21 protein-coding genes are annotated in these 19,519 nt (G+C 34.4%); 5 read left to right on the forward strand and 16 right to left on the reverse strand.

The features are described from left to right. Positions 1–95: 95 nt before the first annotated feature. The 6 genes from fdhD to D612_RS0109685 all read right to left on the reverse strand — a co-directional run bounded on the left by fdhD (position 96) and on the right by D612_RS0109685 (position 5,068). A complete protein-coding gene (fdhD, locus tag D612_RS0109665) occupies positions 96–857 on the reverse strand; it encodes a formate dehydrogenase accessory sulfurtransferase FdhD (RefSeq protein ID WP_017755261.1) in 762 nt (253 codons plus the stop codon). 297 nt (positions 858–1,154) lie between these two features. Further along, positions 1,155–2,420 carry a threonine ammonia-lyase IlvA gene (ilvA, locus tag D612_RS0109670; protein WP_017755262.1) on the reverse strand — a complete coding sequence of 422 codons (1,266 nt, stop codon included), beginning with the start codon at positions 2,418–2,420 and terminating at the stop codon, positions 1,155–1,157. 412 nt (positions 2,421–2,832) lie between these two features. Then, complete coding sequence (locus D612_RS0109675) at positions 2,833–3,264, reverse strand: universal stress protein (protein ID WP_017755263.1); 432 nt, start codon at positions 3,262–3,264, stop codon at positions 2,833–2,835. A 130-nt stretch (positions 3,265–3,394) separates the two neighbouring features. Then, on the reverse strand, positions 3,395–3,880 hold the full coding sequence (locus tag D612_RS0109680; protein ID WP_017755264.1) for a dihydrofolate reductase: 486 nt from the start codon (positions 3,878–3,880) through the stop codon (positions 3,395–3,397). Positions 3,881–3,969: 89 nt separating this feature from the next. Further along, the gene (locus D612_RS19450) at positions 3,970–4,083 is read right to left on the reverse strand and encodes a thymidylate synthase (RefSeq protein ID WP_071591157.1); all 114 of its coding nucleotides are present in this window, start codon (positions 4,081–4,083) and stop codon (positions 3,970–3,972) included. A 28-nt stretch (positions 4,084–4,111) separates the two neighbouring features. Next, a complete protein-coding gene (locus tag D612_RS0109685) occupies positions 4,112–5,068 on the reverse strand; it encodes a thymidylate synthase (RefSeq protein WP_017755265.1) in 957 nt (318 codons plus the stop codon). 231 nt (positions 5,069–5,299) lie between these two features. Between D612_RS0109685 and D612_RS0109690 the strand changes: the two genes are divergently transcribed. Beyond that, positions 5,300–5,593 carry a hypothetical protein gene (locus D612_RS0109690; RefSeq protein ID WP_017755266.1) on the forward strand — a complete coding sequence of 98 codons (294 nt, stop codon included), beginning with the start codon at positions 5,300–5,302 and terminating at the stop codon, positions 5,591–5,593. 223 nt (positions 5,594–5,816) lie between these two features. Here the strand turns inward: D612_RS0109690 and D612_RS0109695 are convergent, their stop codons facing one another. Further along, positions 5,817–6,377: a hypothetical protein gene (locus tag D612_RS0109695; protein ID WP_017755267.1), complete on the reverse strand. Its 561-nt coding sequence runs from the start codon at positions 6,375–6,377 to the stop codon at positions 5,817–5,819. Between the two features lie 269 nt (positions 6,378–6,646). Between D612_RS0109695 and D612_RS0109700 the strand changes: the two genes are divergently transcribed. Then, the gene (locus D612_RS0109700) at positions 6,647–7,087 is read left to right on the forward strand and encodes a GNAT family N-acetyltransferase (protein WP_017755268.1); all 441 of its coding nucleotides are present in this window, start codon (positions 6,647–6,649) and stop codon (positions 7,085–7,087) included. Between the two features lie 75 nt (positions 7,088–7,162). On the opposite strand, the gene D612_RS19855 is transcribed toward D612_RS0109700, so the two are convergent. Further along, positions 7,163–7,690 carry a hypothetical protein gene (locus tag D612_RS19855; RefSeq protein ID WP_017755269.1) on the reverse strand — a complete coding sequence of 176 codons (528 nt, stop codon included), beginning with the start codon at positions 7,688–7,690 and terminating at the stop codon, positions 7,163–7,165. Between the two features lie 421 nt (positions 7,691–8,111). Here D612_RS19855 and D612_RS0109710 point away from each other — a divergent pair, with 421 nt between their 5' ends. Next, complete coding sequence (locus D612_RS0109710) at positions 8,112–8,534, forward strand: VOC family protein (protein ID WP_017755270.1); 423 nt, start codon at positions 8,112–8,114, stop codon at positions 8,532–8,534. A gap of 299 nt (positions 8,535–8,833) precedes the next feature. Here D612_RS0109710 and D612_RS0109715 read toward each other — a convergent pair whose 3' ends face one another. Next, on the reverse strand, positions 8,834–9,034 hold the full coding sequence (locus tag D612_RS0109715; RefSeq protein WP_017755271.1) for a hypothetical protein: 201 nt from the start codon (positions 9,032–9,034) through the stop codon (positions 8,834–8,836). Between the two features lie 287 nt (positions 9,035–9,321). On the opposite strand from D612_RS0109715, the gene D612_RS0109720 reads away from it, so the two are divergent. Further along, positions 9,322–10,143 carry a squalene/phytoene synthase family protein gene (locus D612_RS0109720; protein WP_017755272.1) on the forward strand — a complete coding sequence of 274 codons (822 nt, stop codon included), beginning with the start codon at positions 9,322–9,324 and terminating at the stop codon, positions 10,141–10,143. Between the two features lie 485 nt (positions 10,144–10,628). On the opposite strand, the gene pssA is transcribed toward D612_RS0109720, so the two are convergent. The 3 genes from pssA to D612_RS0109735 all read right to left on the reverse strand — a co-directional run bounded on the left by pssA (position 10,629) and on the right by D612_RS0109735 (position 12,721). Next, entirely contained in the window at positions 10,629–11,324 is a 696-nt protein-coding gene (gene pssA / locus D612_RS0109725) for a CDP-diacylglycerol--serine O-phosphatidyltransferase (protein ID WP_017755273.1), read from the reverse strand. 168 nt (positions 11,325–11,492) lie between these two features. Further along, positions 11,493–11,774 carry a hypothetical protein gene (locus D612_RS0109730; RefSeq protein WP_017755274.1) on the reverse strand — a complete coding sequence of 94 codons (282 nt, stop codon included), beginning with the start codon at positions 11,772–11,774 and terminating at the stop codon, positions 11,493–11,495. A gap of 425 nt (positions 11,775–12,199) precedes the next feature. Next, positions 12,200–12,721 (reverse strand): rhodanese-like domain-containing protein, encoded by a 522-nt coding sequence (locus tag D612_RS0109735; RefSeq protein WP_017755275.1) that lies wholly within the window; start codon positions 12,719–12,721, stop codon positions 12,200–12,202. Between the two features lie 209 nt (positions 12,722–12,930). On the opposite strand from D612_RS0109735, the gene D612_RS0109740 reads away from it, so the two are divergent. Continuing rightward, the gene (locus D612_RS0109740; RefSeq protein WP_017755276.1) at positions 12,931–13,854 is read left to right on the forward strand and encodes a DMT family transporter; all 924 of its coding nucleotides are present in this window, start codon (positions 12,931–12,933) and stop codon (positions 13,852–13,854) included. Between the two features lie 175 nt (positions 13,855–14,029). On the opposite strand, the gene D612_RS18735 is transcribed toward D612_RS0109740, so the two are convergent. The 4 genes from D612_RS18735 to D612_RS0109760 all read right to left on the reverse strand — a co-directional run bounded on the left by D612_RS18735 (position 14,030) and on the right by D612_RS0109760 (position 19,378). Beyond that, entirely contained in the window at positions 14,030–16,006 is a 1,977-nt protein-coding gene (locus tag D612_RS18735; RefSeq protein ID WP_017755277.1) for a methyl-accepting chemotaxis protein, read from the reverse strand. 298 nt (positions 16,007–16,304) lie between these two features. Then, a complete protein-coding gene (locus D612_RS0109750) occupies positions 16,305–17,273 on the reverse strand; it encodes a bile acid:sodium symporter family protein (protein WP_017755278.1) in 969 nt (322 codons plus the stop codon). Between the two features lie 132 nt (positions 17,274–17,405). Continuing rightward, positions 17,406–18,590: a phenylacetate--CoA ligase family protein gene (locus D612_RS0109755; RefSeq protein WP_017755279.1), complete on the reverse strand. Its 1,185-nt coding sequence runs from the start codon at positions 18,588–18,590 to the stop codon at positions 17,406–17,408. Continuing rightward, positions 18,590–19,378: an ABC transporter ATP-binding protein gene (locus tag D612_RS0109760; RefSeq protein ID WP_017755280.1), complete on the reverse strand. Its 789-nt coding sequence runs from the start codon at positions 19,376–19,378 to the stop codon at positions 18,590–18,592. The genes D612_RS0109755 and D612_RS0109760 overlap by 1 nt, the downstream gene beginning before the upstream one ends. Between the last annotated feature and the right edge of the window lie 141 nt (positions 19,379–19,519).

Below are 19,519 nucleotides of genomic sequence, written 5' to 3' on the forward strand. Positions count from 1 at the left end.
CATCCCTTTCTAAGAACAAATATCTATTTAAAGTCGTTCATACCCCCATATGAAACCGACTTCAAATCTAGTGAAATTAATAATAGTGGTACTAATTAATTGCTATTCCCAGCAGCTTTTTCATTGAGATCATGAAGAACGCGCCCACAATTCGTGTAAACGTTTACCATCTTCCCCCTAATGTAACCAATCACTTCCACATTGAGGAAGTTTGCCAGTTGAATAGCTTGCTTTGTTGCTGCAGTTCTAGAACCAATTATTCCAAAACCAAATCTAGCAGCTTTAGAAAGCATTTCATAAGAGATACGACCTGTAGTTAATAGAATTAAATCCTCAGGCTTCATGTTATGACGCAATGCATAGCCAATTACTTTATCAACTGCATTGTGTCTACCAATATCCTCTTTAACATAGATTCTACCTTCACGGTCCACGATGCATGCACCATGCATACCTCCTGTTTCAAGGTATAAAGGAGAATTCATCGCGAATTCGTGTCTTTTCTTTAATAAATAAGATAGCGAAACGGTTCGGTTTGTTTTAACCTTATTGAATCTTTTTACATCTGACATCGAAAAAAAGGTTACACCCCTACCACAACCCGCGGTAAAATTGAGTTGTTTTTCTTTAAAACTATTAAAATCAAAATCACCTGTTGTTTCTGCTAATATCCTACCCCGTCCCTCATCGACTACAAGTTTTTTTAGATCATTAGGTGAACTAATGACAGCCTCGGAAAATAAATAGCCATATGCCCAATCTTCTAAATCTCGATTTGTTAGCTGATAGGTTGCTAGATTATGGCCATTCAAATATAACGTTATTGGATATTCTTCAGGGCATGTTTTTTTAATCATCATGAACCCCCCATTCATTGTCCGAATTCTTTACTCACTAATAATATTTTAAAGTAGGGAAGAATAAAAAATATTATAAGATAATAATAGTCCTCATGATGAAATCCGACTGTGAGTAATGTCACACTTCTGCGAAGAATTTCACATTTTGTTCAAACTAAAAAATATTAAGCGCTTACTTAAAAGTAAACCATGACTTAGATATTTTTTTACTATACTTATTCGACAAATTCGTGAACTTTTCGACAAATAAAAGAAGAATATGTCACCTTTATGACATATTCTTCATCACATTCATTAGATTAGTAAATTAAATAAATTCATATCTTTATTTATTTCTTGGAACCGAAAGCCTTTCTTTCTCATCCGATCAATTAAAGGCTCATAATCCTTTCTTTGTTTTAATTCAATCCCTACCAGTGCCGGACCGTTGTCTTTATTATTTTTTTTCGTATATTCAAAGCGTGTTATATCATCGTCTGGCCCTAACACTTCATCCAAAAACTCTCGTAGTGCTCCAGCGCGCTGCGGGAAGTTCACGATAAAATAATGCATTAATCCTTCATATATTAAAGATTTTTCTTTCATCTCTTGCATTCTACTGATATCGTTATTGCCACCACTAATGATACATACAACATTTTTCCCTTTAATTTTTTCTTTATTAAAATCGAGAGCAGATACAGATAATGTGCCTGCGGGCTCTACTACAATTGCATTTTCATTATATAATTCAAGAATGGTTGTACATACCTTTCCTTCTGGAACCACCGTGACATCTTCTAGAATTTCTTTACAAATATCAAATGTTTGTTGCCCAACTGTTTTAACAGCAGCACCATCGACAAATTTATCAATATGATCAAGTGTAATTACTTCGTCTTGGTCTAAAGATATTTTCATAGATGGGGCACCCTCAGGTTCAACTCCGATGATTTTTGTATTCGGACTAATACTTTTCATATATGTTCCAATCCCTGATATTAAACCGCCTCCACCTATCGCTGCAAATAAATAATCAACATTTTCGTCGATGTCATTCATAATCTCCATCGCAACTGTACCTTGTCCGGCTATAACATGGGGATCATCAAATGGATGAATAAACGTGCTTCCCTCTTTTTCACAACACTCCATCGCTTTAGCAAAAGAGTCATCAAACGTGTCGCCAATTAACACGACCTCAACAAATTCGCCACCAAATCGTTTCACTTGATTGATCTTTTGACGTGGCGTGGTTGACGGCATATAGATTTTCCCTTTAATTTTCAAAGCCTGACATGAAAAAGCAACACCTTGGGCGTGATTACCCGCACTCGCACAAACAACGCCATTTTTTAATTCTTCCTTATTTAAGCTTTGAATTTTGTTATAGGCGCCACGGATTTTAAATGACCGCACAATTTGTAAATCTTCTCTTTTCAAGTAAATGTTACATTGATATCGTTCGGATAAAATATCATTTCGTTGGAGTGGTGTGTGATTTACTACATCCTTTAATGCGTGGTTCGCAATAATGATATCCTCAATTTGCACTTTTCTCATTTGCTTTGTACCTTCCATTATATAAGATCCTTTCTAACGTAAACTTACATTTCAATTATTTAATTATTATAACATGGTTTTTTAATTATAAAGATTTTTTTCTAAATAATTTAAATGTTTGGAAAAAGATGGGCAATGTAATCCGACCCTACCTTTACGAAGAACAAAAAAGCTATAGGCGCCCTGATTAGCGATGTATAAACTAAGAGAGCCTCGACTGAGATAAAGGAAACACGTCAAGGGACGAGTCGATGTTGACTTATCGCAAAAGAGATGAGCGAAGTTTACTACTCGCTGGGCGCTGGAGCTGGACGACTACTCTCTGTGCTATAGTATTTATCCACAGGATCAAATTTTATAATTCCCTAACAATAATAAAAACTTCTAACGGTCTCGACAAGTCCGTCAGAAGTCTAATATCAAAAAGTTTTTAGCTATTTGCAGGTATTAGCGTCAATGGACAAGGAGTTAAATGAATAACGCCATACCCTACACTGCCTAAGGCTTTACTAACGTCAGGTCCCATTCCTCTTGATCCCATAATAATGCACCTTGCATTTGATTCTTTTGCTTCAGCGCAAATTTCCACTGTTGGTAAACCTAATCTAATTTTTGCAGTGTATGGAATATTTGATTCGTTTAGAACCTCCTTAGCCTTTTCTAATAGTTCTTCTCCTGCTTTGTGATGTACTTCATCTATTTCTTTATCAGATTTTGCAGGATCCCATGTCTCGTCAAATCTTGGTTGCACATTAACAAGGATTATATGATCACCCGTACAATTTGCGGTTTTTATTGCGAAATCAAGTGCTCGAATCGAATGCTCAGATCCGTCGATTGGGACAACAATTGATTGATTCATGATAAACCCCTCATTTCCATTAACATTTCATCTTGTAATACGACTATGTTATGCGTCTATTAATTATAACATTTTTCAAATAATTTGGTAGAATAAATCCAGAAATTAGTAGGGTTTGTTCCCAATTATTTTATCTTTTTTCATATACATGAAAGAAATAAGTATATGGATTTTTCTCATCCTTCGGACCCTGCTCACTTTTTGTCAGCATCCATTCCTCTTTATCAATTTTAGGGAAAAATGTATCCCCTAAAAACTCATGCTCGATCTCAGTTATATATAATCGATCAGAAATTGGTAATACCTCATGAAATATTTCTGAACCACCAATGACACAGACTTCGATATTGTTATCATGACTAAGCTTTTTTATATAATCTATTGAATGCTCTATTGTACATCCTTCAGCATGAAATTCCCTATTTCTAGTAATGATTATATTTTCCCGTCCCGGCAAAGGACGACCGATTGATTCATATGTTTTTCTGCCCATGACTATCGGCTTCCCCATAGTTACGGTTTTAAAATAATTGAGATCCGCAGGTAAGTGCCAAGGTAATTGATTATCTTTACCAATCACTCTGTTTTTATCCATAGCAACAACTATCGAAATCATCTAATCCCTCCATAGTATTTGCACTTTATCAAAATGCAAAAACATTCCTCGTTATCAGCACTTTATTAAAAAATTATACCCATTACTATTTACACTGCTACTGGTGCTGAAATAGTCGGATGTGGATGATAATCGACTATCTCAATATCATCCATATTAAAATTAAACACAGAATTGATATTTGGATTAAGCTTTAACAGCACTTTATTAAAAAATTATTCCCATTACTATTTACACTGCTACTGGTGCGGAGATAGTCGGATGTGGATGATAATCGACTATCTCGATATCATCCATATTAAAATTAAACACAGAATTGATATTTGGATTAAGCTTTAACGTTGGGAATGGCAGCGGTTCACGGCTTAACTGAATATTAATTTGCTCTATATGGTTTAAGTAAATATGCGCATCTCCAAATGTATGTACAAAATCGCCAACTTGCAAGCCACACTCATGAGCGATCAAATGAGTTAAAAGGGCATAGCTTGCAATATTAAACGGCACTCCGAGGAACACATCACCTGACCGTTGATAAAGCTGACAGCTTAACTTCCCATCTGCTACATAAAACTGGAAAAGACTATGACATGGAGGTAATGCCATTCCAGAAACTTCGCCTGGATTATAAGCAACTATAAGCAAACGACGACTATCCGGATTTCGTTTAATTTCTTCTACTACATTCTTTAATTGGTCGATCATTTCTCCACGAGAATTTTCCCACTGGCGCCATTGCTTACCATACACCGGACCAAGCTCTCCATACTTTTTAGCGAAATCCTCATCCTCAAGAACTCTTGCTTTAAACTTGTCCATTTCATTTTCATATAGTTTACTAAATTGTTCGTCGTGGAGACTTCGTAAGCCAAAGTTCGTCATATCAGGTCCATGATATTCATCACTTTCTACCCAATTTTTAAATGCCCACTCATTCCAAATATTGTTATTATGCTGTAATAAGTAGCGGATGTTTGTATCACCTTTGATGAACCACAATAGTTCACTAGCAATTAAACGAAAAGGAATTTTTTTTGTAGTTAACAATGGAAAACCTTTATTTAAATCAAATCTCATTTGGTAACCAAAAACCGAACGGGTCCCAGTCCCTGTGCGATCTTCTTTTAGATTGCCATTTTCTAAAATATAGCGACACATATTTAAATAGACATTTTCTGGATGACTCAAGCCTAAACAACTCCTTCGTTTATTTAATCCGATCGTTTTCTATCTATTATAATATAACAAAAACTACATAACATCGAAAATTACAATTCAATAACAGTTAATAGTCATTAAATTAACATATTTAAGATAATCTACCACCTTATTCCATTTATATCACAAATAATTCACATTTTTGGAAATTACACTTCGATTTCTTATGTAATAATTAAAATAAAAACGGGGTGTTTAGGAATGAAAAAACTATTTTCAATCCTTCTTATCATTATTTTTATTTTATCAGCATGTAGTTCTAGCACCACTTCATCAACGATGAATGTCCAATTAATGGAAGACAATGCTCACCTAGTTACGATTGATGGAAAAACACAGGTTAGCGATTTAATTGATGAAGACCGAGAATTTTTGGACGTGTTTCTGGAAAAGCACTATAACGATAAAGAAACGTTTAACTCCTATAATGAGAAAGAACAAGCGATTGTACTAGAAGCCGTAAAGATCATTGAAAGATTAAAAAATGAGAATTAAGCAATAATTTATGAGTACATATAGTAAAAAGACCTTAACCTGATATGCACCTCAAAGTTAGACGAACTAATTCTAACTTTTGGAGTTCAGCACAACCTTAATATCGGATAAGGTCTTTATTGTGTTTCTTTATTGTGTTTCTTTATCATCGTGTTTCTTTAGACGGTTTCTTTAGACGGTTTCTTTAGACGGTTTCTTTATCGTGTTTCTTTATCGTGTTTCTTTATCGTGTTGTTTGGTCCTGGTATACTTGCCGTTCAATTTCTTTACGGGCTCGAATTTCAAATTCAAGGTTCGCTTGGAGATTTTCAGTTTGCTTTTCTAATTGAGTTATTTTATTGGATAATTGTTCATGAACAATGTGATTTCCCTCAAGCAACCTTTGCAATTCTTGCTTTTCTTGATAGGTTTTTAAAAGATTTTGCTGTACTTCCTCTAGTCGCATTTGATGTTTCTTTCTTTCATTCTCCAATTGAGTTTTAAGTTGTTCTTTTTCTTTGTATAACTTCATTTGCTGTTCTTGAACTTGAACATGCAAACCCATCCCTTTTTCATTAAACTCATTATTGTATTTTTTTTGTACATTTTCTTTTATATTTCGTTCGATTTCCTCTTTCATACTTAAAAAAAGCAATACTAATTCTTCCGTTTCGGTTTTAATCCGAGCATCAAATGTCTCATCCTTCTCTATATAAGCTAAACTCTTAACACGAATAAGCAGTTCGTTAAATAAAGTAGTATACAGTTTAAATCCCTTCTCTCTTATCGATAAAGGTAAAATCATATGAAAACGAAAGATGTTTTATTCAATATGAACTTCTTTTATTATAGTACGTTTTTTATCACTTGTGTGATGTTTCCGTTTTTTATACATTAAAACTTAATTTATTGAACATTTTTTTAGTATTTGCATTAAATAATAATGTGTTTTTTTATTGTGTTTTTTTATTGTGATTTTATAACTGGTGTATGATATCTCAATTATTTGATAACAACATAATTAACCTACATTTTTGATTATGTGTGCTAAACCTATGAATGTGAGGTGCTAAATTGTTTATTCGTAGAGCCACTGAAGATGAAACCAATTATATTCAACATTTTTCAAAAGTGTTAACTGAAGAACTATCGAATGGGTACATGAACATTGAGCATGTAAAGAGCGAATATATGACGTCCACTATTATAGCAAGAGGTGGATACTATTTAGTGTTTCAAGGAGATTGGGGTATAGTTGGCTGGCTTCTACTTGGTATTGATACTAACTATTATAAAAATGAACCACTTGGCTTTGTTTATGAGCTATATGTCTTACCCTACTATCGTAGTCGTGGAATTGGAAAGGCCTTAATGCAGTATGCTCTTCAAATTTTTCGTAGTCAAGGAATGAAATCGGTGCAATTAAATGTATTTGCCGGGAATCCTGCTAGAAAATTGTATGAAAAGCTTGGGTTCACTGAAGTTACCTCATTGCTGGAATACAAAATTGAATAATACGAGCCCGCTTATAACGATATTTATGGTAGATACCGTCGTGTCATCCAACAACAATTTGTGAGTTAGCAATTATTAAGAGATGAAAAGATTTTTATTACCAGCAAATTGAGAATCCCGACATTTTGCTGATAGTAAATCCTTTTTATTATCAGCAAATTGAGGATCGCGACATTTTGCTGATAGTAAATCCTTTTTATCGTCAGCAAATTGAGGATCGCGACATTTTGCTGATAGTAAATCCTTTTTATCGTCAGCAAATTGAGGATCGCGACATTTTGCTGATAGTAAATCCTTTTTATCGTCAGCAAATTGAGGATCGCGACGTTTTGCTGATAGTAAATCCTTTTTATCGTCAGCAAATTGAGGATCGCGACGTTTTGCTGATAGTAAATCCTTTTTATCGTCAGCAAATTGAGGATCGCGACGTTTTGCTGATAGTAAATCCTTTTTATTATCAGCAAATTGAGAATCGCGCCGTTTTGCTGATAGTAAATCCTTTTTATTATCAGCAAATTGAGGATCGCGACGTTTTGCTGATAGTAAATCCTTTTTATTATCAGCAAATTGAGGATCGCGACGTTTTGCTGATAGTAAATCCATTTTATCGTCAGCAAATTGAGGATCGCGCCGTTTTGCTGATAGTAAATCCTTTTTATCGTCAGCAAATTAAGAATCGCGCCGTTTTGCTGATGATAAATCTAGTTAGCAATACGAATTCGCTACTGAATAACGGTTCATGGTAGATAATTCCGATTTGTTTAGCCTCTATTCATTCATCACTATATCTTAATGTCATTGTACTAACTCCAACTAGCTTAGCGAATTTCTGGTGCGTGGATTCCATGTTGTTTCCTCATTTGTATGTTTACACTACACCTTTACGTTACGTTATGGTCAAGAAGATGTTCATAATAGCACATTTCCAAGAACGCATAATTATAATTAAACAGCTAAACATACATTAATGTAAGGAAGTCGTTTCTTGACAAACAACAAAAATTTAATTCGAGGAGTGAATAAATTGGCTTTAAATATTTATATTAGTTTTAACGGAAATTGTCTTGAGGCAGTCAACTTTTACGCAGATGTATTTGAAACAGAAACACCACGATTGATGACATTTGGTGATGCTCCGCCAAATCCTGAATCCTCACTTCCAGATGAAGCGAAAAATTTAATTATGCACGCCGAAATGTACATAACTGGTAGTAGAATTATGTTTTCAGATACGTTTCCAGGTACTCCTTTTCAAATAGGAAATAATGTCACTCTTGCGGTTATTCATGATGACATTGATAAAATTAAAGCGTTTTTCCAAAAGCTGAAAGAAGATGGGACCGTTGAAATGGAACTGCAAGAAACATTTTGGAGTAAATGCTACGGTATTGTGCAAGATAAGTTCGGAATAACATGGCAGCTATCCTATGAGAGTAGTGAAACGTAAAAATAACTTTCGCGAGAGTTTCGAAATGGAAAATAAATTTCGTAAAATAATGAAACAGAAAATAGCATTCATAAAAGTAATAAAATGGCTTTCGTAAAAGTAGTAAAATGGCTTTCGTAAAAGTAGTAAAATGGCTTTCGTGAGAGTAGTGAAACGTAAAAATGGCTTTCGTGAGAGTAGTGAAACGTAAAAATGGCTTTCGTAAAAGTAGTAAAATGGAAAATGACATCCCAAAAGTATTCATAACAAAAACTGGATATAGATACTTAACGTATTCTATATCCAGGATATCATCATCATTAAATTTTCTTATTAATAATATTGGTAGTTTGTTCATCTTGTTGTACTGTTTTTAATTGTTCTTTTAAATCTCGTATCTCATATTTTAACATTTTAATTTCCATCGAAGAATCTATTCCTTTAGATACTGCGGCTTTTATTACTAAAAAAAGTATGAAGAGTATAAAAATACAATACCCGATTATAAGAAATGTCCCCATTCTCAAGCTCCCCTCAACAAAAGCATCCATTTTGATAATTTTACCATGAAATGATAAAGCATTTTGTAAATAGTCATGAAATTTTTAATTGTTTTATGATACAAGAGCTTTGTTTTGCAGTATCTTTTAAATACATGTATTCTTAAAATAAAGGCTTGTGCTTTCAAATTACAACATATAACCATCATTTCATAGGAATTTATAATGCACTATCACAGCCAAAATTTATAAATTAATAATACATAGATTATTACCGTAAGGATTTAATAGTAAGGAGGCTCATTAAGTTGAGTGATTTATGTAGGTTACAAACTGAAGCTATGGAAATATTAAAAGCAACAAGTAGGACGTTCTTTATTCCTATTAGCTATTTATCACCTGGATTGCAAGAAGCGGTAGCTTCCGCTTATTTAGGAATGAGAGCGATTGACGAAATTGAAGATCACCCAGAACTAGACGGAACTACAAAAAATAACCTTTTAACGACATTAAGTGAACTGTTAAAAAAGCCTTTTAATGAAAACGACATACAAACTGTATTGCGTCCGTATAATACAATTTTACCTGCCGTGACATTACGTCTTCATGATTGGATAAAGCTTTGTCCACCATCAATATTACCTGATATTTTAGATGCAATCTCAATTATGGCAAAAGGAATGGCTAAGTGGGCTTTAAAGGAATGGCGGATTCAAAATGAAAAAGATTTAGATGAATATACATATTATGTGGCCGGTTTAGTAGGGGTTATGCTTACTGACATTTGGAAATGGTATGACAATACTGAGACAGACAAGCAGCTTGCCATAGCATTTGGACGCGGATTACAATCTGTCAATATTCTCCGTAACTACGAGGAAGATAATGATCGGGGGGTTAACTTTTTCCCTAATGACTGGGAATTAGCTGATATGTTTTCATACGCTCGCCGCAATCTTGGGCTTGCGAACGAATATATAAAAAGTATAAAAACTGAAACGATCGTTCATTTTTGCAAAATCCCGCTTGCTCTTGCCTACAGTACTCTTGATGCGTTAGCAGCAGGAAAAGAAAAAATAAGTCGTTCTGATGTAAATAAGATTGTTCATCAAATTGTGAAAAAGCCATAGAAAACACGGACTTTATCCACATTGATAAAGTATGAACAAAAGCGCAAGCGCCCTGATTAGCGACGTATAAACTAAGAGCGCATCGACTGAGATAAAGGAAACACGACGAGGGACGAGTCGATGTTGACTTATCGCAAACGAGATGAGCGAAGTTTACTAGTCGCTGGGCGCTGGAGCTGGACGACTACTCTCTTTGCTATAGTATTTATCCACAGGATCAAATTTTATAATTTCCTAGAGAATAACAAAAGCGCAAGCGCCCTGATTAGCGACGTATAAACTAAGAGCGCATCGACTGAGATAAAGGAAACACGACGAGGGACGAGTCGATGTTGACTTATCGCAAACGAGATGAGCGAAGTTTACTAGTCGCTGGGCGCTGGAGCTGGACGACTACTCTCTTTGCTATAGTATTTATCCACAGGATCAAATTTTATAATTTCCTAGAGAATAACAAAAGCTGCATTGAAAGCAGCTTTTTTGTGTTAATCAACATATTTTTTATTTTTCCCTTTAATGAAACGGTAGGCTAGATAGGCGACATAAAGCGGTGTAGCAATATAAATTAAGTATGGAAACTGATCATATGTACCTTTATAAATAACATAAAGAAGACATCCTAAAAAAATGGTTACGATTGTCCCGTATTTAGGAAGAGGTACTTCCTTTAAGCTAGGGATTCTTATTCTACTTACCATTAAAAAACATAACGCTGTAAAAATCACAGTGGTTACAATGTTAGGAATCAAGTCTCCAAACAGTGTTAACAGCGCTAGAATACCCCCAGCTGCTGTGATTGGAACGCCAATAAAGTAATTCAATGTTGACTTGCTTGTTGTGATATTAAATCTAGCTAAGCGATAAGCACCGAATAAAGGAAATAACCCCGCAACAAAAAATCCTAATAAATCAAATTGATAAAAATATGTATAATAAACTAAAAACGATGGTGCAACTCCAAATGTTACAATATCTGCTAGCGAATCTAACTCTTTACCTAATACACTATCTGCATTTAACATCCTAGCAAGTCTTCCATCCATACTGTCTAACATCATTCCAATTAATATTAAAATCGCTGCATTTTTAAATTGACCACTTGCAGCGAATCCGATCGATAAAAAACCGCAATATAGATTCCCTAATGTAAACATGTTAGGGATTGTTTTCACTAATCGCATAAAGATCTCACACTCCGTCTGAATTTCCCCTATTGTCTTCCTATTATCATATTATCAAAAAGATTTTTATATACGATTTAGAACGGAATTCTCACTATTACATTATATCATAATATCTTTATTTTTAAGTTTACATATATTTATTTCCCAAATTTAAAAATGTTACTTTCATGATTTTAGGCTTTTAAATGATGTTATGAATGATGACGGATTCTCCTTTACTGAGAACGAATATACGCCTTGATTTGTGTGCAAGTATAGTAAACCTTCGTTTGAAGAAAATGATTTAAATGAAATATCAAATATATCCTTTAGCAAAAAATGCTTATCTTTCGTACTAATTCGATCATTATATAAATCAAGTTGATCATTCATTTGGGTAAAAAGTTGTTGGTCCCCTTCTATTCTTCGATTTACCGTCTTATAGGGCTGTGAATGAATAATTTTCATGAGAACTCCTTTCATTACAAGAATGTTTTGTATTTCTTAACAAAATTATAAATAATATAAAAAAAAGCGGGATTTTCTACTTACTTGGTTTTCCTTTAATGGTAAAATAATTACAAAATAAATCATGGCTTACAATACTATTATATGCAAGAAAGGAGTTAGCGAAAATGGAAAGCCGTAGACAATCAATTCGAAACCAACAAAAACATATGATTAGAAAGACAAAAAAACTTTGGATTGAGCGCATTAAATCTATTTTCATAACTTGTTTCTTCCTAAGTGTCATCATTTTTATTCTTTATTCTTTCTTATATTAAATATTAAAGAAGAAAAACGTTTAAATATGAGGATATCGCTAAAAAAGCAGCTATGATATTAGTTTATCAATGCTGCTTTTTAAACATAACAAAAATAATTACAGGTTATCAGTTTTTATTATTTTTTTCTATTTCGTATCCAGCTTGTTGCCATGCAGCTATTCCACCAGGTACGCGATACACTTCTGTAAATCCTTGTTCCATTGCAATAACTGCACCGACATCACTTCTTGCACAGCTTACAAATCCACAATAAACTACAATTGGTTTGCTCTTATCCTCACCTAGAAGTTCAATAAATGATGATATTTGATCCTCGGTTGCATCTACTAAGCTGGTTGCTGGAAGCTCAGCATTTACCGCCCCTGGGATATGTCCTTTTCCATAATAGTCTGCAGGCATTGTATCAACGATGACCATGTCTTTATTTTCACCGATCCATTTATTCAATTCCTCCGTTGGAAGCAGTTTATATCCTCCGGCTTCATATTCTTTAATAAACTTCATTGTACCCTTTTCAACATCCACTTCACTTCCATCTGGAGCTGTACCGATTTTGCTGCCATTACATCCTGTAATAACAAAAATCGACATTACGATCACCAATAAACTTACAACATTCTTCTTCATTCTACAATATCCTCCTAATTTATCCAAAATGCAATCTTATTATACTAGAGGATGTGGTAAATTTCTATAATTTTTTCTTATATTATTCATTACCTTTTTTTATAGATTTGAAAGCAAAAAAAATAGATCAACATTAATTACTTTATCTGCTAAAATAAGGTAAGATTCTGAAAGCATTCGATATTACTAAAACGGGAGATTAACCATTCATGAATAGAAAATGGGCATACGCTTATATCATAACAGCTGCAGTTTTTTGGGGGATTATTGGGATTTTTATTACCTTTCTATATGAAAAAGGGTTTAATCCAACACAAGTAGTGGCGATTCGTGCAATCTCCGCTACTATTTTTCTACTAACTTATATTTTGTTTAAAAATCGAGGTTTATTAAAAATAAAACTATCAGATAGCAAGTACTTCGTTGGAACTGGAATTTTTAGTTTTGTACTGTTCAATCTCTGTTTATTTTATGCCATACAAGAAACAACGATAGCGATTTCAGCAATATTACTCTATTCCGCACCTGCGTTTGTCACGATCATATCAAGGATTCTTTTTAAAGAAGCATTGACACCAAAAAAAATTCTCGCGCTCTTTACTACCTTTATAGGGTGTTCCTTTGTCGTTGGAATTTTTACTAAAAGCGCTGAATCGGTATCCCTTTTAGGAATTTTGCTTGGTTTGGGAGCTGGATTCTTTTATGCGTTGTATAGTATTTTTGGAACTTATGCACTGCGGAAATATAATACAATAACTGTAACTGTCTATACATTTATTTTTGCAACCATTGCGATAACCCCTTTTAGTGGTCTGTCATCCGCCCGCCATTTATTCCAAGTCGGTGAAATTTGGCTATATATATTAGGGCTTGGCTTAATATCAACAACATTAGCTTTTGTATTTTATACAAAAGGATTGGGTACAATTGAATCTAGTAATGCGTCGATCATTGCAACCATTGAACCCGTTGTTGCCGCTTTAGTCAGTTTCTTTATTTTCAAGGAAACATTAAATTTCACCCAATATTTAGGGATGCTTATGGTGTTGGCAGCGGTCATAATTATACAAGATCGAAGAAATAAGGATATGAACGCAGATCACTCTACTAATCATTTCGAAAATAGTAACTAATTTAAACAGAAAAAAAAGAAAGGAGCGTTCTTTTTCGATTAAGAAAGCTCCTTCATCTTAATTGCTTTATTAAAAACAACGAATATTTCCTATTCAAATTGAAAACTCACTATTATCGCTATTATCGCTATGATTTCTTTAAACTTGAAAACTCACTATTATCGCTAAGATTTCTTTAAACGGTAAAACGGTTGACTAACGCATTCAATTCATCCGCGATTTGCTTCAATGAGCCAACAGATGATGCTAATTGATTCATTACTTGTGCTTCTTCATGGATAGAAGAATTCATTTCGTTCGAACGTTCTTTTGTCATTTCGGCTACCATTGCTACGCCTTGAATACTAGCTGACGCTTCCTCGGTTCCAGCCGAGATTTGTTCTGAAGCAGCACTAACCTCTTGAATATCATCTGCTACATTTTGCATCCGTTCAAGAATATTCGAGAACACACTTCCCGCTTCCTCAACAAGAATTAACCCTGTTTGAGTCTCCCGCGTAACGTTTTGCATTGAAGACACTGAAATATCTGCATCATTTTGGATTCTTTGAATTAATTCAATAATTTGATCAGCAGAATTTTTTGATTGGTCGGCAAGTTTTCGTACTTCTTCCGCAACAACTGCAAATCCCTTTCCGTGTTCACCAGCTCTTGCGGCTTCAATGGCAGCATTTAATGCAAGCAAATTCGTTTGTTCTGCAATATCAGTAATAACAGCTACTATATTAGAAATCTCATAGGTTCGTTTCCCAAGAGAATCAATTTTGCCTGAAGACTCATCTACATAATTTGAAACAAGCTTCATTTGATTCATTGCTTTAACAATTGTTTCATTACCTTTAATGGATTCCCCATTCGTTTCATTTGCATATTCAGCAACGCGGCCAGCATTCTCTGCAATCCGATTTACCCCGATAGCTATTTCTTCAACCGCGTTCGATGCGTTTTGAGTATTATCCGCTTGCACAACAAAATCTTGGTTCACTTTCCCTATGACTTCTTGAATGGCATATGTATTTTTTTCAGATTGATCAGCAACATTATTCACTTCAATAATGGATTGATCTAGCTTCGATATAGCTTCCTTTGTTCTTGAAACAATTCCATGAACATTTTCTATAAAAGCGTTAATATAATGTGCTAATGCATTGATTTCCTTTAAAGAATTGATTTCAACCCGTTTCGTTAAATCACCATCACCATGTGCTACTTCTTTAATTCTTTCAATCATTACCTTCATCGGACGGGTAATTCCTTTAGATAAGAAGAAAGCAGCAATAATTACTAATAATGATACAGCTAACATAGCCATAATCATTTTCACTTTAATTGGTGTAAAAATATTGACAACATCTTCACGATGAACGTCCCAATATATGCCAAATCCTGTTACTTCAACGGGTGCGTAGAAAATAAAATCATCTACATTTTTGTCTTCTACTTCGAAGGATTGTGGTGTCTCAGGTTTTTTAGCTAAAATTTGTTTGACTGCTACTGATAAGTTTGTTTCTTCTAATGGCTTGCCAATGAGCTCTTCACTTCTTGATGCCATTCTTACAATATTTACATTATCTATTAAATAAATTTCACCTAATTGATCATCCTGTGAGGTGAATTCGCTAACAAATGCCGCAAAATTAATGCTACTTGCTAAAACTCCAATAATTGACCCATCACTTTCAACTGGAGTTGCGATGACAACTATCGGATTTCCAGTTGCTTTTGATACAAGTACATCTGAGAAACTTGATTCGCCTTTTAACGCCTTCTGGATATAATCACGATCTGAATAATTTGCACCAATACTACTAGCCGTTGTATGAGCATGTACAATTCCATCTGGTTTTACAAAAAAAGCGGTTTCAAAAACAGATGAATTGCCTTTAAACTCATTCATGATTGGCAACATGTCGGCCGCAATTCCGGATTTAACTGCACTAGTTTTGGAAAGTAAAGTAAGCATATCCATTTGCTTTTGTAACCATTGATCCATCCGTTTCCCTGTTTCGGAGACAACCTCAGTCATTGATTCTTTTTCTTTTATTAGTAATTGTTTTTCCATACTATTAAATACGTAATAAGAAAGCGCGCTAAGAGGTATTAAACTAACAACTAGAAATGCTATTAAGATACGGAATTGGATCGATTTCATTGAATTTCCCCCTTGTATTATATTATTCTAAATATTCCTACTATTTAGTCCGCATGTTGGGTTCTTTATATTTTTTAGTAGGAAAATAGTCCAAAGAAGCATTTGATAGGTTGGCCTAGTTAACAAGAGTATACAATTAATGTCCCTTTCAATCAATTACATTTTAAGTATTTTTTGACAATTATGTAAAACGATCGACAAATTAAGTAACTTTTTACAACTGGTAAAAAGAAAAAAGGTGACTTATATCCTTACAGTTCATACGGGATAGTCACCTATTATACTTAATAAATATTTTTTACATTTCTACTATATTTACATTTCTACTTCCTCTTCGATAAAACCGAGACAATAGGCTTCCTGTTAATGAAGCAATTATTTGTTGAAATAGCATGCCAACTACAACTGGTACAGCAACGGGAGCAGGGAAATAAGTTATGGCAATCGCAGCACCTGCGCCAATATTCCTCATTCCACCATTATATGTTAATGCAATTACGGTTTCGCGGTCCATTTTTAATAGTCTAGAAAAAATAAAGCCACTAATATATCCTATCAAAGCTATTGCAAAAACTACTATAATTAAAAATAGTAATTTCCCGTTGATATTCTTAAAATATGATGCAATTGCTGAACTATTAAGAGCAACTATCGCCCCTAATGATAACTTTGAAAATGGAGCCAAAATTGGACTTACTGATTCATTCACTCTTCCTTTTGTTAGTTGATTTAATAGCATTGCTGTTATTGAGGGAATAACAATCATCCAGATAAGACCTCTCATAATTTCAACACCATTAATTTCTATTGAAGCACCAACAAACATATGAAGTAGTGTGGGTACGAGAAAAGGAGCAAGCATAGTATCAATTAAAATAATTAATAATGTAAGTACCACATTTCCCTTAAAAATTGTCACCCATATTAAACTTGATACACCTGTTGGTACGATAAATGAGAGCACTAAGCCGGTTATTGTAAAGGGGTCCTCTGAAAATACCAGTTTCCCAACAGAGAAAGCAACTAACGGCATGAACACATGTAATAAAAATAAGCAAACGGTTAGTGGTAAAAGGTATGGACGCAAATTTGTAAAATCAGAAAGTTTAGAGCTAAGACTCCCAGAAAAAGTCATAAAAGCAAATATCCAGGGAACTAAAAATACATATGATTCTAGTGATTGTGAAAGGAAAATACCCGTTAATACACCAATCGGTGTTATAATTGGCATAATTCTCTGCAATAAGAGATTAAATGACTGCAACATGATGGAAAAGCCTCACTTTAGGTTCATTAAGTTTCTATAGGATACCATAGAATATGAATGTAGAGAAGAACAAAAAAGACAAAACCAAAATTATTAATGGTTTTGCCTACATTTCTATACTTATCCTATATATTATTTCTTTGCTGTATCCCAAGTTCTTTCGTCAACTAGTCGTTTTTCTGCTTCAGCTAGTTTTCTATCATAAGAAACAGTCACTACTGGTGTCACAATGATTACATCTTTTATCTTAGCAACTAGTTCGACAATTTGCTCTTCACCTATTATTTCTTTTGCTTCGATGAAGATTTCTATTTGATCTTGATTTTTTACTCTTGTAACAACTGCTTGGTAGTTAGGAAAGCCTAATTCATTCATTAAAGTTGTTAATTGTTTTTCACGGACAAACATTCCCTTTACTTTCACTCCGTCACTCACTCGACCAAGCACTCCAGCAATACGTTCGCCAACATACCCGTCCACCCACCGAGAGAGATCACCGGTTCCAAAGCGAATTAATGGATAGAAATGATCATAAACAGTAACTACAACCTCACCTTCACTGTCTGTAACAGGCTCTCCAGTAGCTGGATCACAAATTTGAACAATAACTGATTTTGAAATTTTCAAACCTGGACCATTTTTATCATCGAAGGCTATTAAGCCACAATCAGCCGTTCCATAGCCCTCATAAACAGCAATTTTTCCTTTATTGCAACGTTCACGTATCTCTGCTGTGACCATTTCAGCAGTAAAAAATGCCTTTTGCAGCTTGATTTCATTCCCAACAGACCAGCCTTTTTCTTCAGCCGCATCTAATAGTAACGCTAGAAAGCTAGGGGTACCGACATATCCTGTGACTCGTAAATCCTTCATAACTTGAATTTGGAGATCTCTGTTTCCTGTACCAGCTGGAATGACAGTAGCTCCTAACGAACGTAAAGCAGAATCAAACATAAATCCAGCAGGTGACAGATGATAAGAAAAAGTGTTTTGAACAATATCTTCGTTATTAAATCCAGCTACAGCCAGTGCTTCTGCAAAGCGCCAGTTATCCTCCTCAATAGCTTGTGGATCATAAATTGGACCCGGCGACATAAAGATACGTGCTGTTTGATTTGCGGGAATCGTTGTGAAGCCTCCAAAGGGCGAGACATTTTGTTGGAGTTCGGGCAAATCCTCTTTTTTTAAGATTGGTAGTTTGTATAGATCATCAATTGAATGAATATCTTCAAGAGTTATTCCTGTCTCAGACATCCGTTTTCGAAAACCATCTGCATTTTCGTATGCACGTTGCAAAAGGTTTTGAAGTTTGATCATTACATCCACCGCTTTCTTCGTTTATAAGATTTTATTTCACGGTAGTTTTTTCTACCTTTTTCACTCATTCCAAGATAAAATTCTCGAACATCCTCATTTGCTAATAGACGGTCAACTGGGCCATCAAGAACAATTCTACCGTTTTCCATAATATAACCATAATCTGCAATAGAAAGAGCAATATTAGCATTTTGTTCAACAACAAGAATTGTTGTCCCTTCCTCTTGATTTATTTTTTTTATAATCCCAAATATTTCCTTTACAAGTAATGGTGCAATTCCAAGAGAAGGTTCATCTAATAATAAGATCTTAGGCTTTGCCATCATACCGCGACCAATCGCAAGCATCTGTTGCTCTCCACCTGAAAGATAACCGGCTTGATTATTTTTTAGCATCTCAAGCTTTGGAAAGTAGTGATATACTTTTCGAATGTCATCTTTTATATTTTTGCGATCTTTTCTTGTATGGGCGCCCGCAATTAAATTATCTTCAACTGTTAAATGCTTAAAAACTCGACGTCCCTCCATACATTGAAAGATTCCCTTTTTTACAATAGTTTCTGCATCATTCATGTCGATTCTTTCACCAGATAACTCTATATAACCATCGGTTACCTCACCGCGTTCACTTTTTAGCAATCCTGAAATAGCTTTTAATGTCGTCGTTTTTCCGGCACCATTACTGCCAAGCAATGCTACAATTTTACCTTCTGGTATTTCCATGGACATCCCTTTTAAAACAAGAATTACTCTATCATACATTACTTCTACATTGTTAAGTGTGAGCATTGAATTCCCCCATTTCTATGAACAACAAAAAGAAGGAAAGTGCCAGACCTGTCCTTTCCTTCATTTAGCTAATAATCTAGCAAAGCTAACAACTAATTATGAAGTATGAAGAGCAGGCCGGACACTTATCACTTAGGTCCT

Source organism: Calidifontibacillus oryziterrae, assembly GCF_000331575.1.
Lineage (GTDB): Bacteria > Bacillota > Bacilli > Bacillales > Bacillaceae_J > Calidifontibacillus_A > Calidifontibacillus_A oryziterrae.